Raw genomic sequence first — 19886 nt, 5'->3', positions numbered from 1 at the left:
ACCTAGCAAATGCTTGGTAGGTTAAGCTAGCGGTCATGACGACGATCAATCTCGCCGATCGCAGCGTCGATCTGGGCGAATGGGCAGCGGCGACGCCGAACGCCGCGGAAGTCTTCGCGGCAGCGGTCCGGGACTGGCTCGAAGCCAATCTCGTCGGCGACTTCGCCGAGCTCCGCGGTCGCGGCGGACCCGGCAGCGAGCACGAGTTCTTCGCCGAGCGGCTGGAGTGGGATCGCCATCTCGCAGCGGCGGGCTGGACGTGCCTCGGCTGGCCGGTGCGCCACGGTGGCCGCGGCGCGACCATCGAGCAGCGCATCATCTTCCATCAGGAGTATGCGCGAGCCAACGCTCCGGCGCGGGTGAACCATCTCGGCGAGGAACTCCTCGGCCCGACGCTCATCGAGTACGGCACACCGGCCCAGCAGGCGCGCTTCCTGCCCGGCATCGTCGACGTGACCGAACTGTGGGCGCAGGGCTACTCGGAACCGGGCGCGGGCAGCGACCTCGCCGGGGTCGCGACCACCGCGGTTCTCGACGACGCGTCCGGCGAGTGGGTGGTCAACGGCCAGAAGATCTGGACCTCGCTGGCGCATCTGTCGCAGTGGGCGTTCGTGATCGCCCGCACGGAGAAGGGCTCGACGCGACACCGGGGACTGAGCTTTCTGCTCGTCCCGCTCGACCAACCGGGCGTCACCATCCGGCCGATCCAGCAGATCACCGGCACCTCCGAGTTCAACGAGGTGTTCTTCGACGACGCGCGCACCAGCGCCGACCTGATCGTCGGCGAACCCGGCGACGGATGGAAGGTCGCGATGGGACTGCTGCAGTTCGAGCGCGGCGTCTCCACACTGGGTCAGCAGGTCGGCTTCCGGAGGGAACTCGACGACATCGTCGCCGTCGCCCGGGCCAACGGGTCGATCGACGATCCGGCCGTCGCCGAGCGGCTGCGCCGGGCCAAGGTCGGCCTCACCGTGATGGAGGCCAATGCGCGGCGCACGCTCGCCGGCGACATCGTGTCGGAGGCCGGCGCTGCGTCGGTGACCAAGCTGCTCTGGGGCAACTGGCATCGCGACCTCGGCGAGCTCGCGGTCGCGGTGGTCGGTGCGCCCTCGTTGATCGGTCCGCCCGCCACTACCGAGGGTCGCGCGAACGACATCACCGACCCCGAGAACGTCGAACTCGACGAGTGGCAACGACTTCTGCTCTTCACCCGCGCCGACACCATCTACGGCGGCTCGAACGAAGTGCAGCGCAACATCATCGCCGAGCGAGTGCTCGGCCTTCCCCGAGAGGCACGCGCATGAGTGACACCCGACCCGTCTCGCCGCTGGCGACCGCGCCCGAGGAAGTCGGCGGCCACGGGCTGCTGACGGGCAGAAAGGTGATCGTCACCGCGGCCGCCGGCACCGGTATCGGGTTCTCGACCGCACGTCGGGTCCTGCTCGAAGGCGCCGACGTCCTCGTCTCCGACTTCCATGAGCGCCGCCTCGGCGAGACGGTGGAGAAGCTGTCGGCCGAGTTCCCCGAGCAGCAGGTGGCCTCCTTCGTCTGCGACGTCTCGAGCACCGGACAGGTGGATGCGCTGATCGCCGATGCCGCCGAGCAACTCGGCCGCATCGACGTCCTGGTCAACAACGCCGGCCTCGGCGGCGAGACACCCGTCGCGGATATGACCGACGAGCAGTGGGACCGCGTCCTCGACATCACGCTGAACAGCACGTTCCGCGCCACGCGCGCCGCACTGCGCTACTTCCGCGACGCGGCGCAGAACGACGCGGCGCAGTCCCGGTCGCCTCGGGGCGGGGTGATCGTGAACAACGCCTCGGTCCTCGGCTGGCGGGCGCAGCGCGGTCAGGCCCACTACGCCGCGGCCAAGGCCGGCGTGATGGCGCTGACCCGCTGTTCGGCCGTCGAGGCCGCCGACTACGGAGTCCGCGTCAATGCGGTCTCGCCCTCGATCGCCAAGCATCCCTTCCTGGCGAAGGTCACCAGCGACGATCTCCTCGATGAACTCGCCGCGCGGGAGGCCTACGGCCGCGCCGCCGAGGTCTGGGAGATCGCGTCGGTGATCGCGATGCTCGCGAGCGACTACACCACGTACATGACCGGTGAGATCGTGTCCGTCTCCAGCCAGCGTGCCTGACCCGACCCCGTGATTCTCTAGGAGCTCTCCCATGACCACTTCCGCTTACATCGTCGACGCGGTCCGCACTCCCGTCGGCAAGCGCAACGGCTCACTCGCCGCCGTCCACCCCGCCGACATGGGCGCACATGTCATCAAGGCGATCGTCGACCGCACCGGCATCGACCCCGAGGTGGTCGATGACGTGGTCTTCGGCTGTGTCGACACCATCGGTCCGCAGGCCGGCAACATCGCACGTACCGCATGGCTCGCGGCCGGACTGCCGCTGGGAGTCCCCGGCACCACCGTCGACCGCCAGTGCGGCTCGAGCCAGCAGGCCATCCACTTCGCCGCACAGGGCGTGATGAGCGGGACGCAGGACGTCGTCATCGCCGGCGGTGTGCAGAACATGAGCGCGATCCCGATCAGCCAGGCGATGATCGCCGGTCAGCCGTTCGGCTTCACCACTCCCACGGCCGAGTCGAAGGGCTGGACGCAGCGCTTCGGCGATCAGGAGATCAGTCAGTTCGTCGGAGCCGACATGATCGCCAAGAAGTGGGACATCAGCAGGCGGGAGATGGAGGAGTTCGCGCTCGCGAGCCATCAGCGCGCCAAGACGGCCATCGCCGAGGGTCGCTTCGACAACGAGTACGTGCCGCTGGGCGACTGCGTGGTCGACGAGTGCCCGCGCGAGACCTCCCTGGAGAAGATGGCCTCGCTCGACGTCCTGGCCGAGGGGTCGCAGCTCACCGCGGCCGTCGCGTCGCAGATCTGCGACGGCGCGTCGGCCACTCTCGTGGTGTCCGAGCAGGCGTTGAAGCAGTACGGTCTCACCGCCCGCGCGCGCATCCACCACATGTCGGTGCGCGGCGACGATCCGGTGATGATGCTCTCGGCGCCGATTCCGGCCACCGAGTACGCGCTGAAGAAGACCGGAATGAGCATCGACGACATCGACGTCGTCGAGATCAACGAGGCCTTCGCGCCCGTCGTGCTCTCGTGGCTCAAGGAGACCGGAGCCGATCCGGCTCGGGTGAATCCGAACGGCGGCGGGATCGCGCTGGGGCATCCGCTCGGCGCGACCGGAGCCAAACTGTTCGCCACCATGCTGAACGAGTTGGAGCGCACCGGCGGCCGATTCGGACTGCAGACCATGTGCGAGGGCGGCGGTACCGCCAATGTCACCATCATCGAGCGCCTCGGCTGAGCTGAGACGGCGCACGGATTTGATGTTCCGCGCTCTCGGGCGTGTCTCGAGCGCACGGCGGCGAAACGCCGGTGTTAGCCAAGATTTGTGACAATTCATCGTGTCTTAATCACGTCCGATTTACCGGCCGAGCCCTACTCGTGAGTATCGTCCGAACAGATGCTTTAGAAGTGAGTCACAGCGCACCACTGCGCCGTGTATCGCGTGCATCACGTACGAAGTCTCCATTTGAAAGGAAACCACGATGGGCAACATCGACCCGCTGCTCGACCTCGCGAAGACCATCAACGCGGTGCTGGCCGACGCCGGCTCCACCAACGAGGGTGGCAGCTACGGCATCAGCAACGACAACGGCAAGGCCTGAGGCCTCAGTCGCGGTAACGCCATGATGTCCACGGACAGCCGGGCCGTGACTCCCACGCGGAGTCACGGCCCGGCCGCGTGCGCAGTCGCGCGGCCGGCGGCGACAGTACTGACCCCGGACGCACTGCCGGAGGCCGCTGCACTGGTCGGGGACGCGCTCGGTGAGGTGCCGATCTTCAACTGGGTGCTCGGCGATACGGTCGACGACCCGACAGTCCGGAGGTTGCTGGCGACGGTCCTGCTCCGGCCGATGGTCCGGTCGGGATGCGCGGTCGGCGTCCGCGGTGACGAGCGCGATGACGAGTGCGCCGGACGACTCCGCGGAGTCCTCGGCTGGTACCCCGCGGACGGCAGGGATCCGGCGGATCCGGTCGAACTGCGCGCCGACGCCGAGCGGCTGGCCGCTCATCCCGCCGTGGCGCGCCGCCTCGTCGAGCTGTCGCGTATGGACCTCATGCCCGCGCCCGAGGAGGGCTCGGTGAGCATTCCGATCGCCGCACTGACACCGGATTCCCGCGGAGCGGACCTGTTGCCTGCTCTGGTGCGGCCCGTCGAGGAGTACTGCTCACTGCACGGTTGCTCGTTCTACGTCTGGACCGGTGTCGAACGACTGCGGGATGCGTTCTTCCGGGGATGGCGGCTGAGGCAGTTCGCCACAGCGGAGTTCCCTCCCGCCGGACCGAGCGGCGCGCATCCCGGCGGGACCACGCTGTACGGCCTGATCTGCGAACCGGGACCGACAGGCTTCCGGCGCGCGGCGGACCGATGAGATCGACAGGTCTGCGCGGCGTCGCTGCCGCGCGGGGCCGTGAGAAGGAAGTCACGCGACACGTCGCGAGGAGGAGAGAAACAGTGAAGTTGACCGAACGCCGACGGATGTCGGTCGCGCTGGCAGCCGCAGTCGCACTTGCGGGCTCGATTGTGAGCGGAGGCGTAGCCCACGCCGCGCCCGGTGCCTCGTCTGCGGTCACGAGTCCGCGGGAGTCGAACATCAGCGTTCACTCGGCGGCGATGGGCCGCGACATCCCCCTGACCGTGCTCTCTCCGAAGGACACCTCGCGGCCCGCACCGGTGCTGTATCTGCTCAACGGAGCAGGGGGCGGCGAGGACACCGCCACCTGGCAGCGGAACACCGACGTGGTCAAGTTCTTCCAGAACAAGCACGTCTACGTGGTCATTCCGATGCAGGGCGCCTTCTCCTACTACACGGACTGGATCAAGCCCGACGAGAAACTCGGCGTCAACAAGTGGTCGACCTTTCTGGCGAAGGAACTGCCCGGCGCCATCGATGGCCGGTACCGGACCACGGGAAAGAACGCGATCGCCGGCATCTCGTCGTCCGCCACCTCGGTGCTGAACCTCGCCATCCAGAACAAGGGGCTGTACAAGGCGGTCGGCTCGTACAGCGGCTGTGCCAGCACCTCCTCGCAGCACGGCCAGCTGTTCATCCGGATCGTCACCGAGGTGCGCGGTGAAGCCGATGCCCGCAACATGTGGGGACCGTACAACGGTCCCCTGTGGAAGAAGAACGATCCGCTGATCCACGCGGCCGGTCTGCGCGGACTGTCGCTGTACTTGAGCACGGCGACCGGCCTGCCCGGCTCCCACGACAACCTCACTGAGGTTCCAGATCCGCAGGTGCTCGGTGATCGGTTGCTGGTGGGCGGTGGGATCGAGGCCGCGACCAAGTTCTGCACCGAGGAGCTGGCGGCCCGGTTGCAGCAACTGCACATCCCGGCCACCGTCGACCGTCCGCTGGGCGGAACCCACTCCTGGCCGTACTGGCAGGACCAGCTCCACAAGTCCTGGCCACAGCTCGGCCGCGCCATCGGCGCGTGACCTCCGGGCACGCCGCCGTCGCGCTCGTCCGGTCGGCGATCTCCGACCATAAACGGCTGTGCGCGGGGATCATCGCCATGCAGTTGGTCTCGATGATCGCCGTGCTCAGCCAGCCGGCGCTCAACGCACGGATCGTCGATTCGGGCGTCATCGCCGGAAACGTCGGCTACATCGAGCGAACCGGTCTGCTGATGGTCGCGATCGTGGCCTGCGGAGCCCTCTCCTCGGTGGTGGCGGTGGCGCTGAGTTCGCGGCTGGCGGCGGACGCCTCGGCCGAACTGCGGTCGCGGATGTTCCGGAAGTCGGCGCGCATGGACGCCGAGGAGTACCGCGGATTCGGAACCCACTCGCTGCTGACTCGGTCCACGGTGGATGCCAACGCGGTGGGGCAGGCGGTGTTCGCGTTCGCGGCGACGGCGGTCACCGCCCCGCTGATCACGGTGGGCGCGGTGGTCGGATCGTTCCGCCAGTCGTGGCGGCTGATGCCCGTCGTCGCGCTCACCGCGGTCTTCCTGGCCCTGGTCATCGGAGGCTTCGTCCTGGTGGTCGCACCGCTGGCGGCGCGACTGCAGCGCGCGATCGACCGGGTCAATCTCACGCTCCGCGAACAGCTCGTCGGCGTCCGGGTGATTCGACTGTTCCGGAGGGAACGGACTGTCGGCGTCCGATTCCGGGAGGCGAACGACGACCTCACCGGGTTGGCGCGCCGGGTGGGAGCAGCGCAGGCGCTGCTGTTCCCGGTGGCGCTCGCGATCACCAACATCGCGGTCGCCATGACCACGATGTGGTCGGCGGACCTGATCGGTGCCGGGAAGATGACGATCGGTGATCTCACCGCGTTCACCGGCTACCTGTCGCAGGTGGTCTCGGGGCTGGTCTTGTTTCTGCCCGTGATCATGCTGTGGCCGCGAGCCCAGGCCAGCGGCGGGCGCATCCGCGAAGTCCTCGATTCCGCGGAGGCGGACGCCGGAGGCACGGCCCAGTCGCCGGCCTTCGGTGAAGCGGTGCCCGTCGACTTCGCCGGGGTCGGGGTCCGATACGCCGGGGCGCACCAGTCGTCGTTGGCCGAGATCACCGTCGACTGTCCGGCGGGCGGTATCACCGGCGTGGTGGGCGGCACCTCCAGCGGCAAGTCGACCCTGATGGCGATCGTGGTGCGGCTCGTCGACGCCACGTTGGGACACGTCGATCTCGGCGGTGTCCGGGTGACCGATCTGCCCCTGGCCGCACTGCGGCGAGACGTGGTGCTGATCCGCGGCGATCATCAGCTCGTCGCCGGAACTGTGCGGTCGAACCTGCGTCTCGCCGACGGCGACGCGGCCGATGACCGATTGTGGCGGGCCCTTGACGCGGCTCGGATCGGGGGCGCGCTACGCGACCGCGACGGACTCGACACCGCTGTCGCGCAGGGCGGACGTAACTTCTCCGGCGGACAGCGGCAGCGGTTGGCTCTCGCCCGCGCGATCGTCCGAGCACCCCGTGTCCTGTTGCTCGACGACGCGCTGTCCGCGATGGACCGGCCGACGGCGGCCGCGGTGCTGCGTGGCCTGCGTGAGGCCCTGCCTGACACGACGCTGCTGATCGCGGCGCAGCAGGTCGCGACGGTCGCAGACGCCGACCGGATCGTGGTGCTCGACCGGGGCCGCACGGTGGGCGTCGGCACTCACGGAGAACTCCTCGACAGCTGCGAGGTGTATCGCGAACTCGCCGCGGCCCAGGGGCGTCGAGTACCGGACGCCGACGCTCGGGTGCCGGAGGCGGCACGATGACCGGGCCGATCCGCGTCTACGGGATGCTCATGCGGGAACTCGGTCGCGTCTGCGGGCGGGGCCGCAGGCAGCTACTGCTCGCGCTGCTGTGCTCCGTGATCGGGACGCTGTGCGGCGTGCTGCTGCCCGCGGCGCTGGCCAAGCTCACCAATGCGGTCTTCGCCGGCGCTCTCGGAGCCGCACTGCCTGCCGACCGCACTACCGAGCAGGTCGTCGCCGAGTACCGTGCCGAGGGCGACACGGCGACGGCGAATCTGATCGAGCGCAGCGGAGCCGTCCCCGGCCACCGGATGGACTGGGACGTCATCGATCACTGGGTGGGCTGGTCGATCGTCCTGATCATCGTCATCCTCGTCGCTCGTTCGGCCGGCGGACTGCTCCTCAACTCGTTCGTTCAGGACACGGTCCGGGGTCTGCGTACGGAATTGGAGCAGAAGATCCATCGGCTGCCGCTCAGCGCGGTCGACGGCGGGTGTCGGGGTCACGTCGTCAACACCACCACGGTCGACGTCGACAATCTGGCGACGATGATCGGTCCTGCGTTCGTCGCAGTACCGGTGATCGTGCTGACGTGCCTCGCGGTGATCGTGGCGCTCGGACTGGTGTCGCTGTTCTTCCTGGGCGTGGCTCTCGCGGTGATTCCGGTGATGGTCGCACTGTCGGTGTTCGTGATCCGGCGCGCCCGTCCGCACATGCAGACGCAGTGGGCCACCACATCGTCGCTCACCTCGCACATCGAGGACGTCTACAGCGCGCGGGAGATGCTCACGGTGTACGACGCGTACGAGCGACCAGTGCGCGAGTTCGACCGACTGAACGGCCGACTCGCACACGCCACTCGGTCGGGGCAGACGTGGAGCGGCACGTTGTCTCCTGCGATGTCGCTCTGCAATGCCCTCGTCTTCGTCACCATCGCGGTACTCGGCGCACTGAAGATGCTCGACGGTGCGCTCACCCTCGGTGCGCTGCAAGCGATCGTGATGTACACCCAGCAATTGTCGAATCAGGTCTCCGAACTGGCGTCGAACCTTCCGCGGATCCAGTCCGGGATCGTGTCGTTCACCAGAGTCCGCGAGTTCCTCGGCGCTGTCGATGAGGTCGGTCCGGCCGTCGACGACGTCGCACCGTCGCCTGTCACCGACGACGCACCGCCGCCGCACATCCGCTTCCGGAACGTGTCGTTCGAATACGAACCCGGCCGCCCGGTTCTGCGCGGGGTGGACCTCGAACTCCCGCCGGGACGGACGCTGGCGCTGGTCGGTGCCACCGGGTCGGGGAAGACCACACTGACGTCGTTGCTGCAGCGCTTCTACGAGCCCTCCGGCGGGGAGATCACGATCGATGGCGTCGACATCACCACGATGAGCAGGTCTCAGGTGAGGTCGCAGATGGCTGTCGTGGCACAGGAGCCCTGGCTCTTCACCGGGACGGTCCGCGAGAACATCGCGTTTGGTTCCGCCGACGGAGGCACGCCGACGTCGTCGGTGATGGAACGGCTCGTCGGTGCTCTGCCGAACGGCCTGGACACCGAGGTGTCGGGAGACCACGAGAGTCTCAGCTCCGGGGAGAAGCAGTTCGTGACGGTGGCCCGGGCGCTCGCCGCACGCCCGCGCATTCTGATCCTCGACGAGGCGACGAGTTCGGCCGACCCGCGGTCGGAGGTCCTGATCCAGGAGGGCGTCTCAGCGCTGCGTGAACACACCACGACCATCGTCGTGACCCACCGCATGTCGACTCTCGCGATCGCCGACGTCGTCGCTGTGCTCGTGGACGGCCGTGTCGCAGAGGCCGGGACAGTTGACGAACTCCTCGCCGCGGACGGCGAGTTCGCCAGGATGTACCGCTGACCGGCGCCGGACCGCCCGCCCTGTGATTCTCGCCACCCGGTGGCTACACTTGGGATGACTACGAGAATTTGTCTCACAGAACGTCAGTGACTCACGAGTGGAGAGTGGAATGACCAAGCCGGCAGATGTGGCAGTGCGTGCGGGAGACAAGGTGTCGTCCGAGGCGCACACCATGGAAGAACTGGTCGACATCCAGAAGGCCGCATTCCTGCGCGACGGCATTCCGGATGCGAAGACGCGCATCGACCGGATCAATCGCCTGGGCCAATTGCTGCTCGACCACGCCGACGAGATCACCGCCGCCCTGACCGAGGACTTCGGGTCCCGGCCCGCAGATCTCTCGATCGCGGCCGACGTGGCCGGCTGCATGATCGACCTCGCGCACCAGCGCCGCAGTGCCGAGAAGTGGATGCGCGAGACCAACGTGGCGAGGGTGGCCGGGATGGTCGGATTCACCCAGCGGCTGCGCCGCGACCCGCTGGGTGTCGTCGCGATCATGGGGCCGTGGAACTTCCCGCTGCAGCTGACGATCGTGCCCGCCGCGTCCGCGTTCGCCGCGGGCAACCGCGTCCTCATGAGGCCGTCGTCGATCACCGCGAAGACCACCGACGTCATCGCCCGGGTGGCCCCCGACTACTTCTCGATCGAGGAGCTCGCGGTCATCACCAGCAAGCACGGCGGCGGTTCGGACTTCGCGAAGCTGAAGGTCGACCACATGTTCTTCACCGGTTCGCCGGAGGTCGGTTCGTCGGTGGCGCAGGAGGCCGCGAAGAACCTCGTTCCGGTCACTCTTGAGCTCGGCGGCAAGAATCCGGCGATCGTCGACCGCGGCACCGACATCACCAAGGCGGCGCACTTCCTGGCCGACGCCCGCATGATCAACGGCGGCCAGGTGTGCCTGTGTCCCGATTACGTCTTCGTACCCGAGGACAAGGTGGGCGAGTTCACCGACAAGGTGATCGCGCGGTGGACGGCGAACTTCCCGACGATCGTCGGGAACGGCGACTACACCTCCACCATCAACGAGAAGAACTACCAGCGGATCGTCGGCCTCATCGACGACGCGGTCAGCCTCGGCGCCACCAAGCGGCAGGTGCTGCCCGTCGGCGAGGAACTGCCGAACGCACAGGAGCGCAAGATTCCGCCGACTCTGCTGACCGGAGTGAAGCCCGGAATGAAGATCGAGGACGACGAGGTCTTCGGCCCGGTCTTGACCGTCTACCCGTACCGCGAACTGTCGGAGGCGATCGACAAGATCAACTCGGCGGGTCACCCGCTGACCCTCTACTGGGCCGGGGACGACAACGCGAATCTGCGGACGGTCGCCGACAACACCCGCAGCGGTTCCATCTCCGGCAACGACTTCGGACTGCACATGCTCTCCCAGGGGCTGCCGTTCGGCGGCGTCGGACGGTCGGGCATGGGCAACTACCACGGTGAGTTCGGGTTCAACACGTTCAGTCATGCCCGCGCCGTCACCGTGTCGTCGCTGCCGATCTCCTTCGCCGAGGTCATGACGCCGCCGTTCACCAAGCGGGACGCGCGGATGACCGCGATGCAGATGAAGGTGTGGCGGTTCCTCAACCGTCGCGCGATCAAGAAGTCGAACAAGAAGCGCTGAGCCGGCGGCCGCGCGCGCAGCGTGTTCGCGCGCGGCCGTATCCCGGCGACGTTCCCCAGCCAAGCAAGCACTTGCTAGGGTGGGAGAAGTCGTACGAGGAGGCACGTTGGCGTCGAAGACAACCGCGACCGGACCCACCCGCCGCGATGAACTGCTCGGGATCGCCGGTCAGCTCTTCGCTGAACGCGGGCTCCGCTCGACGACGGTCCGTGACATCGCCGACGCCGCAGGCATCCTGTCCGGCAGCTTGTACCACCATTTCGACTCCAAGGAGTCGATCGTCGACGAGTTGCTCCGGAGCTTCCTCGACGCGTTGTTCGCACGCTATCGGGAGATCACCGAAGCCGGGCTGTCCGCGACAGATACTATCCGTCGGCTCGTGATCGTGTCCTTCGAGGCCATCGACTCCCAGCACACCGCCGTGGCGATCTACCAGAACGAATCCCGGCAACTGATCGGGCAGGAGCGGTTCGACTACATCGCCGAACGGAATGTGGAGTTCCGCGCCCTGTGGGCGGCGGTCCTGCGGCGCGGCGTCGAGGAAGGTGACTTCCGCGAAGACCTCGACGTCGAACTCGTCTATCGGTTCATCCGCGACACGGTCTGGGTGGCGGTGCGCTGGTACCGGCCGGGGGGTGCCAAGACCGTCGAGCAGATCGCCGACCAGTACCTGTCGATCGTGCTCGACGGAATCCTCCCGCGCTGAATCGGGCGGGTCAGCGCGCTACCGACGCGGTGACGGTGAACTTCGGATTCCGCGCGATCTGCCTGGTGGGGCCGACGATCCGTTCGAGTGACCGGCGGTAGCGCAGGTGCGAGTTCCACACGCACCACAGTTCGCCACCGGACCGCAGGGCGCGGGCGGCCTCCGCGAAGAGGTGGTGGGCGATACCCGTCGAGAGAGCGGCGTCGCTGTGGAACGGCGGATTCAGCACCACGAATTCCTCGGTCCCGTCCGGGGTCGTCTCCAGACCGTCGGCCTGAACCGCGAGGACGCGGTCGGCGAGGCCGTTCGCTTCGGCCGTCGTTCGTGCGCTCGCCACCGCGGCGGCCGACCGATCGGTCGCGAGAACGGTGAGTCCGGGCCGCGACCGCGCGAGCGCGGCGCCGACCACGCCGTTGCCGCAGGCGAGGTCCACCGCGGTGGCCGCATCGGGTCGTGCGCCGTCGAGTACCGAGAGCAGGAATCGAGTGCCGACGTCCACGCGGGCTCCGGCGAACACGCCGCCGTGGGCCGCGACGGTGAGACCGAGGTCGCCGTCCCGCCGGGTCTGCGGCCACGAACGGGCTCGTTCGTCGGCGAGCCGGGCGCGCGGTCGGCGGGCGAACAGAACTCGCGACTTCTGCCGGGCGTGGCTGACGTCGACGCGATCGAAGAACTCGCCGAGCACGTCGTTCATCGCGACCGACATGTGCTTGATCCGGCCGCCGGCCACCAAGGTCACGTCCGCGTCGGCGTGGGCGGCGATCAGCGCAGCCACCTCGGCGAGCCGGTCGAGGCCGCGGGGCAGTCGTACCAGCACCACCCGGGCGTCGGCGACGGCGTCGGCGACAGAGGGCAGACTGCGGATGTCCGCACCCGCACCCATCGCCTCGGCGTTGCGCTGCAGAGCGCGTTCGCCGGTGATCAGGTCCTGATGACTGCGGACGTCGGTCGCCCCCGCGTCGACCGCGCCGAGTGCGAGGGCGCCGTAGGCGTCGTCGATCACCGCCACCGTGCCGTCCGGTGCGGCCGCGAGCAGATCGGCCGCCTCGTCCAGGATCAACCGGTCGGCGGCATCGGCTGCGACGAGACCGGGGCCTTCGACGTCGGGGGCACGTCGCAGCAGGGAGAAGTCCACGCCCGCAGGTTACCGGCCCGCGGCGGCGGATCCGGCATCGCCGGCCGTGGCCGGTAACTTCGACTCATGGCATCGGATACGTCTGACCGGACGTCCCGCCTCGACGGTGCGAGCGCTCCCGGCAGCGGCATCGGTCTGGCGATGCTGCTCAGCCTCGCCCTGCTGTCGGCCATCGCTCCGCTCGCGACGGACATGTATCTGCCCGGACTCCCGCGGGTGGCGGACGATCTTCAGGCGTCGCCGTCGTCGGTTCAGCTCACGCTCACCGCCTTCATGCTCGGGCTGGCGGCGGGGCAATTGCTGGTGGGACCGCTCTCGGACGGACTCGGACGCCGCAGGCCGCTGATCGTCGGTACCGTTCTGCTGGCCGTCGCGGGGCTCGGGTGCGCACTCGCACCGTCGATCATCGTCCTCATCGCCTGCCGCTTCCTGCAAGGAGTCACCGGCGGGATCGGTGTCGTGGTCGCTCGTGCAGTGATCGCGGACCGGACCTCGGGGGACCGCTCGGCGAAACTGTTCAGCGTGATGATGATCATCACCAGCGCGGCGCCGGTGGTCGCGCCGCTGCTCGGCGGAGCGCTGGTGGGGCCGATCGGGTGGCGCGGTGTGTTCTTCGTCCTCGCCGGCCTGGCGGCGGTGATGCTCATGGCCGTCGTCGCCTTCGTCCCCGAGACGCTGCCCGCGCCGCGCAGGCATCCGATCGAGCCGCGGGCGATCGGATGCGGCATCGGGGCGGTTCTCGGCAACCGCCGTTACCTCGGCTACACGTTGACCTTCGGCATCGGGTTCGGTGCGATGTTCGCGTACATCTCGGCCTCGCCGTTCGTGATCCAAGAGGTGATGGGATTCTCGCCCGGGATGTACTCGGTGCTGTTCGCCGTGAACGCGGTGGGCATCGGTATCGCGGGGTGGACCAACAACCGGCTTCTCGGGCGGTTCCGCCCGCACGCCCTGCTCGCCGCGGGAGTGGCCGTGCTCTCGGCTGTGGGCGTCGCGATGCTGGTCGTCGCACTGGCCGTGCCCGGCGTCCACTGGCTGCTGCTCGTGCTGATGTTCTGCCTCACCTCGAGTTTCGGTTTCACTGCGGGCAACGCGACCGCGTTGGCACTCGGCGAGGTCCGGGAGCGCGCGGGCACCGGCTCCGCGGTCCTCGGGTCCCTTCAGTTCACGGTCGGTGCGATCGTCTCGCCTCTGGTCGGTATCGGTGGGGAGGCCAGCGCGACGCCGATGGCGATCGTCGTGTTCGGCTGCACCGTTCTGGCCGCAGGGTCGTTCGCGACTACGATCCGCTGACCGCCGGGTCGCAGATCACTGCGCGGGGGTGAGCCGGCGGGCGAGCGCTGCGGTCATGGCCCGGGCTGCCGCGGAGGGGTCCGGTCGGCGGGCCAGCGAGAGCGACGTCTGCCGCGAGCGCGCCACCGGGATCGCTACCACCCCCGGATGGCCGGCGGCCATCGACGCGGTGAGCAGTCCGACGCCGCTGCCGAGTTCGGCGAGCGCCAGCACCGCGGAGGGCGAATGCGCTGCCACGGCCGGAACGATGGGCACCTGCTCGGCTGCGGCGGTCTCGGCGAGGGCCGCCCGGACACCGGTGCCCTCGGGGAGCGAGAGCACGGTGACGTCGGCGAGTTCCGACAGCGGGACACGGTCGTAGTCGGCCCACGGATGACGGTTCGGAACCACGGCCGCCAACGGCTCGCGAATCAGGGTGCGAGGTCCGAGGGCGGCCGGCAGCGGTGCGGCGTGCGCCACCACCGCGACGTCGAGCCGGCCGAGTTCCAGATCGGCGATCAGCCGGTCGGAGCTGTCCTCGGTGACGGTGACCGAGACGTCGGGGTGGGCACTCCGGAAGTCGGCGAACCCACGCAGGTAGCCGGGGATGGTGCAGCCGATCACGGTGCCCAGCCGAACGTGCCCGCGGACGAGACCGGTGAGCTCGTCAGCGGTGGTCCGGACCGCCTGGACCGCCCGCGCGACTGCGCGCGCGTGGACCAGGATCTCATCGCCTTCCGCGGTCGGGACGACGGTCCGGCCGGAGCGGTCGAGAAGGCGATGCCCGAGTTCCTTCTCCAGCTTGGCGACCTGGGCGCTGACTCCCGATTGGCTGACCAGCAACTCCTCGGCGGCGGCGGTGAACGAGCCGTGGTCGGCGACCGCGACGAGATATCGCAGCTGGTGCAACTCCATAATCAGTGATTCTAGTTCGCAGAAGTACCAGCTGTTGGACGTATACCCGTATGCGGGCGGACAGTGAAGACATGACTGATACATCATCTGCCGTCCCCGCACGCACTCCGCTCCAGATCGCGGAACTCTACGTCGACTGCTGGCGGCGCAAGGACTTCTCCGACCTGCGGCCTCATCTGGCGGATGACTGCGAGTTCGTCGGAGTTCTCGGCACGGCATCCGGACCCGATGAGTTCCTGCAGGGGCTGAACGGCATGGCGGCCGGGACCGACAGCCTCGAGATCCGCAAACGGCTCGCCGACGACACCGACGTCATCACCTGGTTCGATCTCGGCATGGCCGGGGCGCCTCCGACCGCGGTCGTGAACTGGACGCATGTCGAGGCCGGCCTCATCACTCGTGTGAACGTCACCTTCGATCCCCGGGAGATCCTCGCCGTAGGCTGACCGCATGGCCGAAGTCACCGCGATCTGCGTCGTAGCAGCCCTGCATCCGGATCCAGGCAGTGTGGGGACCACGGCCATCGACAAGCGGCCGGTCAGCGGGCCGGTCCGGATCGGCGAATACGGGGCGTTCGCCGATGTGCAGGCCGATCGCAAGCATCACGGCGGCCCGGACAAGGCGCTGTACGTCTATGCGCAGGAGGACGCCGACTACTGGGCGGCCGAGCTCGGCCGGGAGATTCCGCCCGGCTTCTTCGGGGAGAACCTGCGGACGGTCGGAATCGATGTGAACGGTGCGCGGATCGGTGAGCGATGGCGTATCGGCGAGAAGGTGATCGTCGAGGTCACGTCGCCGCGGATCCCCTGTCAGACGTTCGCACGATGGATGGGCGAAGACGGCCGCGGGTGGGTGAAACGATTCGCTCAGGCCCGCCGCGTGGGGCCCTACCTGCGCGTCGTCGAGCGAGGAACGATCACCGCGGGCGATCCGATCGAGGTGCTGACCGTCCCGGACGCCCCCGCGATCCGGGATCTGTGAGCTCTTCGCGGAAATAGATCTCGCGTCGACCGATCAGTTCTGCCGGGCCGGGCTGTCTATCTCTATGACGGCCTCCGAGAGGGACGCCGCAGACTGCAAGGAGACCCCGATGCACAAGATGATCTTCGTGAACCTGCCCGTCGCCGACCTGGACGCGTCCCGGGAGTTCTTCGGGAAGATGGGATACACGTTCGACGACCGCTTCACCGATGAGAACGCCGCCGCGATGGTGCTGGGCGAGACCATCGTCGCGATGCTGCTGCGCCGCGACTTCTACCAGAGTTTCGTGCCCACCAAGCAGATCATCGACGCCACGACCACCAGCGGAGCGATCCTGTGCCTGAGCGCGGAGAGCCGTGAGGAGGTGGACGGCATCGTGAGCAAGGCCCTGGAAGCCGGTGCGACGGCCGGGGACGTGGAAGACCACGGGTTCATGTACGGAAGCTCGTTCTACGATCTCGACGGCCACGGCTGGGAGATCATGTGGATGGATCCGGCCGCGGTGGAGACCGGACCTGAGGCGTACGCCGCGCAGCAGCAGGCGCAGTGACGACCGGGACACCAGTGACCGCTCAGGAGCGGCGGAGGAGTTGACGAGGCGATGACCGACGACCGTGACTTCGAAGCGGCCACCAGTGCCCTGCGCGCCGAGCTTCTCGTGCACTGCTATCACATGCTGGGATCGGCCACCGACGCCGAAGATGTGCTGCAGGACGTGTATCTGCGTGCGTGGCAGGCCTTTCACAGCTTCGAAGGACGGTCGTCGGTCCGCACGTGGATGTATCGGATCGCGACCAACACCTGTCTCAACGCCCTGGAGAGCCGGGCGCGGAGGCCTCTGCCGAGCGGGTTGGGCACCGAGGCCTCCGATCCCCGTGAACCGGTGATCCCGAACCATGAGATCCCGTGGCTGCAGCCGCTGCCGGACGGCGCGCTGGGCGATCCCGCGTCGACGGTGACGGCGCGGGAGTCGGTGGGGCTGGCGATGGTCGCCGCCATGCAGGAGCTTCCGGCGCGTCAGCGCGCGGCGTTGATTCTGCGCGACGTGCTCGCGTTCAGTGCGGCCGAGACCGCCGAAGCACTCGACATGACAGTCGCGGCGGCCAACAGCGCGTTGTCGCGCGCACGCAGGGCGGTCGGCGAGGGCACCCGGCTAGAGGGTCGGCGCGTCGCGGAACTGTCCGACCACGAGCGGCAGGTGTGGGACGAGTTCTGCGCTGCTTTCGAGCGGCACGACATCCCCGGCGTGGTGGACGTGCTCGCCGCCGATGCGGTGTGGGAGATGCCGCCGTTCCCGGGCTGGTATCTCGGCGCCGAGAACATCGGAGTGCTCACCCTCAGCCAGTGCCCGGCCAAGGAAGCCGGCGACATCAGGATGATCAAGACGTCCTGCAACGGGTTGCCGGCGGCCGGGATGTTCATGCGCGACGGCGACGTCTGGCGTCGTTTCCAACTCGATGTCCTGACGATCGTCGACGGTCGGGTGGCGCACGTCGGTGCCTTCTTCGAGCCCGAACTGTTCTCGCTGGCGGGCCTGCCGGAGACGCTGTCGGGCGCCGCTGAGGACCGGTGAGGGTGGGGACTGGCTGAGGCAGATTGGCACATATGATCGATTCCCTAATGTGTTCTGTCATACCCCGTTGGTAGAGTTCTGGTAGGTCAAGAAAACATGGTTTGACCAGCTGAAACACTCGGGGGAGGTGGCAGTGATGAGCGGTCCGATCACCGATTCGATCGCGACTGTCGTTGCCACCGGTGCGCTGCCGGGGCGGCCCGCCGAACTACTCGCCCTGATCGATGCCGCGGCGGTCAAACTCGCCGAGACCTCCCTGTCGCCGGAGACCGAACCGGAACTGCTGGCCCACACACAGACTGCCGAACGGATTCGGCGACGCTGGGACGGCATCTCCGCGGCGCTGCTGGTGGAGGTCTCCGACCGCAACGCGCACCGCACCGCCGGCTATCTGAATCCGTACCAATACCTCTCACAGGGCTTGCGGCTGGGGACCCGGGAGGCGGGTCGGCGGTTGCGGATGGCTGAGGCGATCGGTGAGTTCTCGAACTTCCAGGGGCAGACCCTGCCTCCGCGCAAGCCGGCGACCGCTGCCGCGGTGGCGGGCGGGACTGTCGGCGCCGAACACGCGTTGGTGATCTCGGGCGTTTTGGCGAAAGTGCCCGGCTGTATCTCGCCGGAGGTCAAAGCCCGTGCCGAGGCGGAGTTGGCCGAGGCTGCGGCTGGGTTGAATCCGGATGATCTGGGCAAGGTCGGTGACCGGCTGCTCGCTCACCTGGACCCCGATGGTCAGGAGAGCGATCACGTCGACCGGCAACGCCAACGCGGAATCACGATCCTCCCGCAGGATCGGCAGTTGATGAGCAGAGTCCGCGGCGCGATGACTCCGGAGTTGCGGGCGAAGTTCGAGGTGATCTTGACCGCCTGGGCCGCACCCGGGATGAACAATCCCGCCGACCCGGATTCGCCGACTGGAACCATTGACGCCGACGGCATCGACGCCGAGGCTTTGGCGGCGGCGCGGGGTCGGGATCTGCGCAGTGCCGCTCAGCGCACGCACGATGCGTTGCTGGCGTTGTGTGATTACGTTCTCGCCCGCGGCGGGCTGGGTGCACCGAGTCGGATACCGGCGGAGTTGGTCATCACCGTCACCGATCAGGAACTCGCCGCGCATGCCGGAATCGCGTTGACCGCGACAGGTAGCCGTGTTCCGATCGGTGAACTCGTGCGGCTCGCTGCCGAGGCTGTGCCGCATCTGGCGGTCTTCCGGAATCACACCAGCGAGGTCCTCTACCAGGGTCGTGGTGCGCGGTGTGCGAGTAGAGCGCAGCGGTTGGCGTTGTTCGCCCGCGACCGCGGTTGCACCGCCCCCGGCTGCGACCGCCCCTTCGCGCAAACTCAGGCCCATCATGCACCGGACTGGATCACCCCGGGAGGGCGCACCGACATCGATGCTCTCGGCGCCGCGTGCGGGCGCCACAACCGCGCCGTCGGCACCAACCGCGGCCAATGGGAGACCACCATCCTCCCCGACGGACCCGATGCCGGACGCATGGGCTGGCGACCGGCCACCACCGATCACCCCTGGCGCCTGAACCCCGTCCACCACGCCGGGCAGGCACGGCACCTGCACCCACGGGAGGATCAACAAGTTCCCGTTCCGCATCGCCGCGAGCATCCGCCGCCGGAGGCCGCGGCCCAACCCGATCGCGAGTCCCGGCCGGGACACGCGGCGGCCTGAGCCGTGGTCGCGGAGAGCCTCCCGGTCTGCGCCCGGTCACCCGGCGGGCGGATGCCCTTCGTCCGGAGGGAGCTGTGGGGGATCGGCTGCGAAGCAGGCCGGATCGCCACCCGCGCCCACCACGCCGACGATGCCGCCCCAGACGAGCATCGTCAGTTCCTCGGCCAGATCCTGCGAGGTCCGGTCCGGGACGGCGATCCACTCCTCAACGGCGACGGTGGTGGCCCCGACCATCGCGCGTGCCCAAGTGCGGGCGCCGCGAGTCTGGGCGCCGCGGGCCGCGAATCGCGCCTCGAGCGTCGATTCGAGGGCCCCCGCGAAGATCTTCTCGGCCTCGGCGGCGACCGGACGGCTGCCCGACGGCCGCGCCATCGTGAACCGGTAGACATTGGGATCCGACGACACCGTCTCCACGTACACGCTGATGACGGCCTGAACCAGGCGGTAGTCGCCGATGTCGCCCGACAGCGCGTCGATGAGTCGCGGCATCACGGTCGTCTCCACATACCAGAGCGTGACGGCGGCGGCGAGGTCGTTCTTGTCGGCGAAGTACCGGTAGAGCACGGTCTTCGACACCCCGATGTGGCGGGCGATGTCGTCCATTCCGACCTCCGGGCCGAGAGCCCGGATCGCTTCCACCGTGCCCGCGGTCAGCTCGGCGCGTCGCTCCTGCTTGTGCTTCTCCCAGCGCTGCTTACGGCCGTCGGAGGCGACGGCTTCCACCGCAGGCGTCAGGATGCGTTGTTCGAGCTCGCGCGTCAGCGTCGCCGCCGCGTTGACGGCGGCGCGCGCGGCACTCGTGGGTATCGGAGGGTTCGGCATCACCTGGAAACCCTAGTAGCTCGTACGGAACAC

18 protein-coding genes are annotated in these 19886 nt (G+C 68.3%); 15 read left to right on the top strand and 3 right to left on the bottom strand.

Going from position 1 to position 19886, the window contains the following annotated elements; translation table 11 throughout:
* Positions 1–35 precede the first annotated feature (35 nt).
* The 9 genes from ACZ5QD_RS11650 (at position 36) to ACZ5QD_RS11610 (ending at position 11474) form a co-directional block, all read left to right on the top strand.
* A complete protein-coding gene (locus tag ACZ5QD_RS11650) occupies positions 36–1304 on the top strand; it encodes an acyl-CoA dehydrogenase family protein (RefSeq protein ID WP_222111779.1) in 1269 nt (422 codons plus the stop codon).
* Positions 1301–2143, top strand: coding sequence for an SDR family oxidoreductase (locus tag ACZ5QD_RS11645; protein ID WP_278125025.1), 843 nt, complete (start codon positions 1301–1303; stop codon positions 2141–2143). The genes ACZ5QD_RS11650 and ACZ5QD_RS11645 overlap by 4 nt, the downstream gene beginning before the upstream one ends.
* A 31-nt stretch (positions 2144–2174) precedes the next feature.
* Entirely contained in the window at positions 2175–3329 is a 1155-nt protein-coding gene (locus ACZ5QD_RS11640) for an acetyl-CoA C-acetyltransferase (RefSeq protein ID WP_006896204.1), read from the top strand.
* A gap of 409 nt (positions 3330–3738) precedes the next feature.
* Positions 3739–4461 (top strand): hypothetical protein, encoded by a 723-nt coding sequence (locus ACZ5QD_RS11635; RefSeq protein WP_411815638.1) that lies wholly within the window; start codon positions 3739–3741, stop codon positions 4459–4461.
* 89 nt (positions 4462–4550) lie between these two features.
* Entirely contained in the window at positions 4551–5531 is a 981-nt protein-coding gene (locus tag ACZ5QD_RS11630; RefSeq protein ID WP_278127456.1) for an alpha/beta hydrolase, read from the top strand.
* On the top strand, positions 5528–7300 hold the full coding sequence (locus ACZ5QD_RS11625) for an ABC transporter ATP-binding protein (protein ID WP_278125019.1): 1773 nt from the start codon (positions 5528–5530) through the stop codon (positions 7298–7300). The genes ACZ5QD_RS11630 and ACZ5QD_RS11625 overlap by 4 nt, the downstream gene beginning before the upstream one ends.
* Complete coding sequence (locus tag ACZ5QD_RS11620) at positions 7297–9147, top strand: ABC transporter ATP-binding protein (protein WP_464366765.1); 1851 nt, start codon at positions 7297–7299, stop codon at positions 9145–9147. Before ACZ5QD_RS11625 ends, ACZ5QD_RS11620 begins: the two co-directional genes overlap by 4 nt.
* 109 nt (positions 9148–9256) lie before the next feature.
* On the top strand, positions 9257–10768 hold the full coding sequence (locus ACZ5QD_RS11615; RefSeq protein WP_346076349.1) for an aldehyde dehydrogenase family protein: 1512 nt from the start codon (positions 9257–9259) through the stop codon (positions 10766–10768).
* Between the two features lie 106 nt (positions 10769–10874).
* The gene (locus ACZ5QD_RS11610) at positions 10875–11474 is read left to right on the top strand and encodes a TetR/AcrR family transcriptional regulator (RefSeq protein WP_346076347.1); all 600 of its coding nucleotides are present in this window, start codon (positions 10875–10877) and stop codon (positions 11472–11474) included.
* A gap of 10 nt (positions 11475–11484) precedes the next feature.
* Here the strand turns inward: ACZ5QD_RS11610 and ACZ5QD_RS11605 are convergent, their stop codons facing one another.
* A complete protein-coding gene (locus ACZ5QD_RS11605) occupies positions 11485–12609 on the bottom strand; it encodes a class I SAM-dependent methyltransferase (protein WP_464366764.1) in 1125 nt (374 codons plus the stop codon).
* Positions 12610–12675: 66 nt separating this feature from the next.
* Between ACZ5QD_RS11605 and ACZ5QD_RS11600 the strand changes: the two genes are divergently transcribed.
* Entirely contained in the window at positions 12676–13902 is a 1227-nt protein-coding gene (locus ACZ5QD_RS11600) for a multidrug effflux MFS transporter (RefSeq protein WP_375003586.1), read from the top strand.
* 15 nt (positions 13903–13917) lie between these two features.
* Here ACZ5QD_RS11600 and ACZ5QD_RS11595 read toward each other — a convergent pair whose 3' ends face one another.
* Positions 13918–14796, bottom strand: coding sequence for a LysR family transcriptional regulator (locus ACZ5QD_RS11595; RefSeq protein ID WP_412475316.1), 879 nt, complete (start codon positions 14794–14796; stop codon positions 13918–13920).
* A 71-nt stretch (positions 14797–14867) separates the two neighbouring features.
* On the opposite strand from ACZ5QD_RS11595, the gene ACZ5QD_RS11590 reads away from it, so the two are divergent.
* From ACZ5QD_RS11590 to ACZ5QD_RS11570, 5 genes are all read left to right on the top strand, one after another.
* Entirely contained in the window at positions 14868–15242 is a 375-nt protein-coding gene (locus ACZ5QD_RS11590; RefSeq protein ID WP_278125010.1) for a nuclear transport factor 2 family protein, read from the top strand.
* 4 nt (positions 15243–15246) lie between these two features.
* Complete coding sequence (locus ACZ5QD_RS11585) at positions 15247–15777, top strand: MOSC domain-containing protein (protein ID WP_006896211.1); 531 nt, start codon at positions 15247–15249, stop codon at positions 15775–15777.
* 109 nt (positions 15778–15886) lie between these two features.
* Positions 15887–16327, top strand: a complete 441-nt coding sequence (locus ACZ5QD_RS11580; protein WP_006896212.1) for a VOC family protein — start codon at positions 15887–15889, stop codon at positions 16325–16327.
* 51 nt (positions 16328–16378) lie between these two features.
* Positions 16379–17350: a sigma-70 family RNA polymerase sigma factor gene (locus ACZ5QD_RS11575; RefSeq protein WP_062366042.1), complete on the top strand. Its 972-nt coding sequence runs from the start codon at positions 16379–16381 to the stop codon at positions 17348–17350.
* Positions 17351–17486: 136 nt separating this feature from the next.
* A complete protein-coding gene (locus ACZ5QD_RS11570) occupies positions 17487–19031 on the top strand; it encodes an HNH endonuclease signature motif containing protein (RefSeq protein ID WP_464366763.1) in 1545 nt (514 codons plus the stop codon).
* A 36-nt stretch (positions 19032–19067) separates the two neighbouring features.
* Here the strand turns inward: ACZ5QD_RS11570 and ACZ5QD_RS11565 are convergent, their stop codons facing one another.
* Positions 19068–19853 carry a TetR/AcrR family transcriptional regulator gene (locus ACZ5QD_RS11565; RefSeq protein ID WP_006897352.1) on the bottom strand — a complete coding sequence of 262 codons (786 nt, stop codon included), beginning with the start codon at positions 19851–19853 and terminating at the stop codon, positions 19068–19070.
* Positions 19854–19886: the final 33 nt, after the last annotated feature.

It is taken from the genome of Gordonia sp. J1A (assembly GCF_055393515.1).
The sequence above is the reverse complement of the archived record's forward strand: the minus strand, read 5'-3'. Positions and strand labels throughout refer to the sequence as shown.

Bases quoted from the DNA above. Each gene is read 5' to 3' on its own strand.
- ACZ5QD_RS11650 (WP_222111779.1), top strand. From the start codon at position 36: ATGACGACGATCAATCTCGCCGATCGCAGCGTCGATCTGGGCGAATGG.
- ACZ5QD_RS11645 (WP_278125025.1), top strand. From the start codon at position 1,301: ATGAGTGACACCCGACCCGTCTCGCCGCTGGCGACCGCGCCCGAGGAA.
- ACZ5QD_RS11640 (WP_006896204.1), top strand. From the start codon at position 2,175: ATGACCACTTCCGCTTACATCGTCGACGCGGTCCGCACTCCCGTCGGC.
- ACZ5QD_RS11620 (WP_464366765.1), top strand. From the start codon at position 7,297: ATGACCGGGCCGATCCGCGTCTACGGGATGCTCATGCGGGAACTCGGT.
- ACZ5QD_RS11615 (WP_346076349.1), top strand. From the start codon at position 9,257: ATGACCAAGCCGGCAGATGTGGCAGTGCGTGCGGGAGACAAGGTGTCG.
- ACZ5QD_RS11600 (WP_375003586.1), top strand. From the start codon at position 12,676: ATGGCATCGGATACGTCTGACCGGACGTCCCGCCTCGACGGTGCGAGC.
- ACZ5QD_RS11595 (WP_412475316.1), bottom strand. From the start codon at position 14,796: ATGGAGTTGCACCAGCTGCGATATCTCGTCGCGGTCGCCGACCACGGC.
- ACZ5QD_RS11590 (WP_278125010.1), top strand. From the start codon at position 14,868: ATGACTGATACATCATCTGCCGTCCCCGCACGCACTCCGCTCCAGATC.
- ACZ5QD_RS11585 (WP_006896211.1), top strand. From the start codon at position 15,247: ATGGCCGAAGTCACCGCGATCTGCGTCGTAGCAGCCCTGCATCCGGAT.
- ACZ5QD_RS11580 (WP_006896212.1), top strand. From the start codon at position 15,887: ATGCACAAGATGATCTTCGTGAACCTGCCCGTCGCCGACCTGGACGCG.
- ACZ5QD_RS11575 (WP_062366042.1), top strand. From the start codon at position 16,379: ATGACCGACGACCGTGACTTCGAAGCGGCCACCAGTGCCCTGCGCGCC.
- ACZ5QD_RS11570 (WP_464366763.1), top strand. From the start codon at position 17,487: ATGAGCGGTCCGATCACCGATTCGATCGCGACTGTCGTTGCCACCGGT.
- ACZ5QD_RS11565 (WP_006897352.1), bottom strand. From the start codon at position 19,853: ATGCCGAACCCTCCGATACCCACGAGTGCCGCGCGCGCCGCCGTCAAC.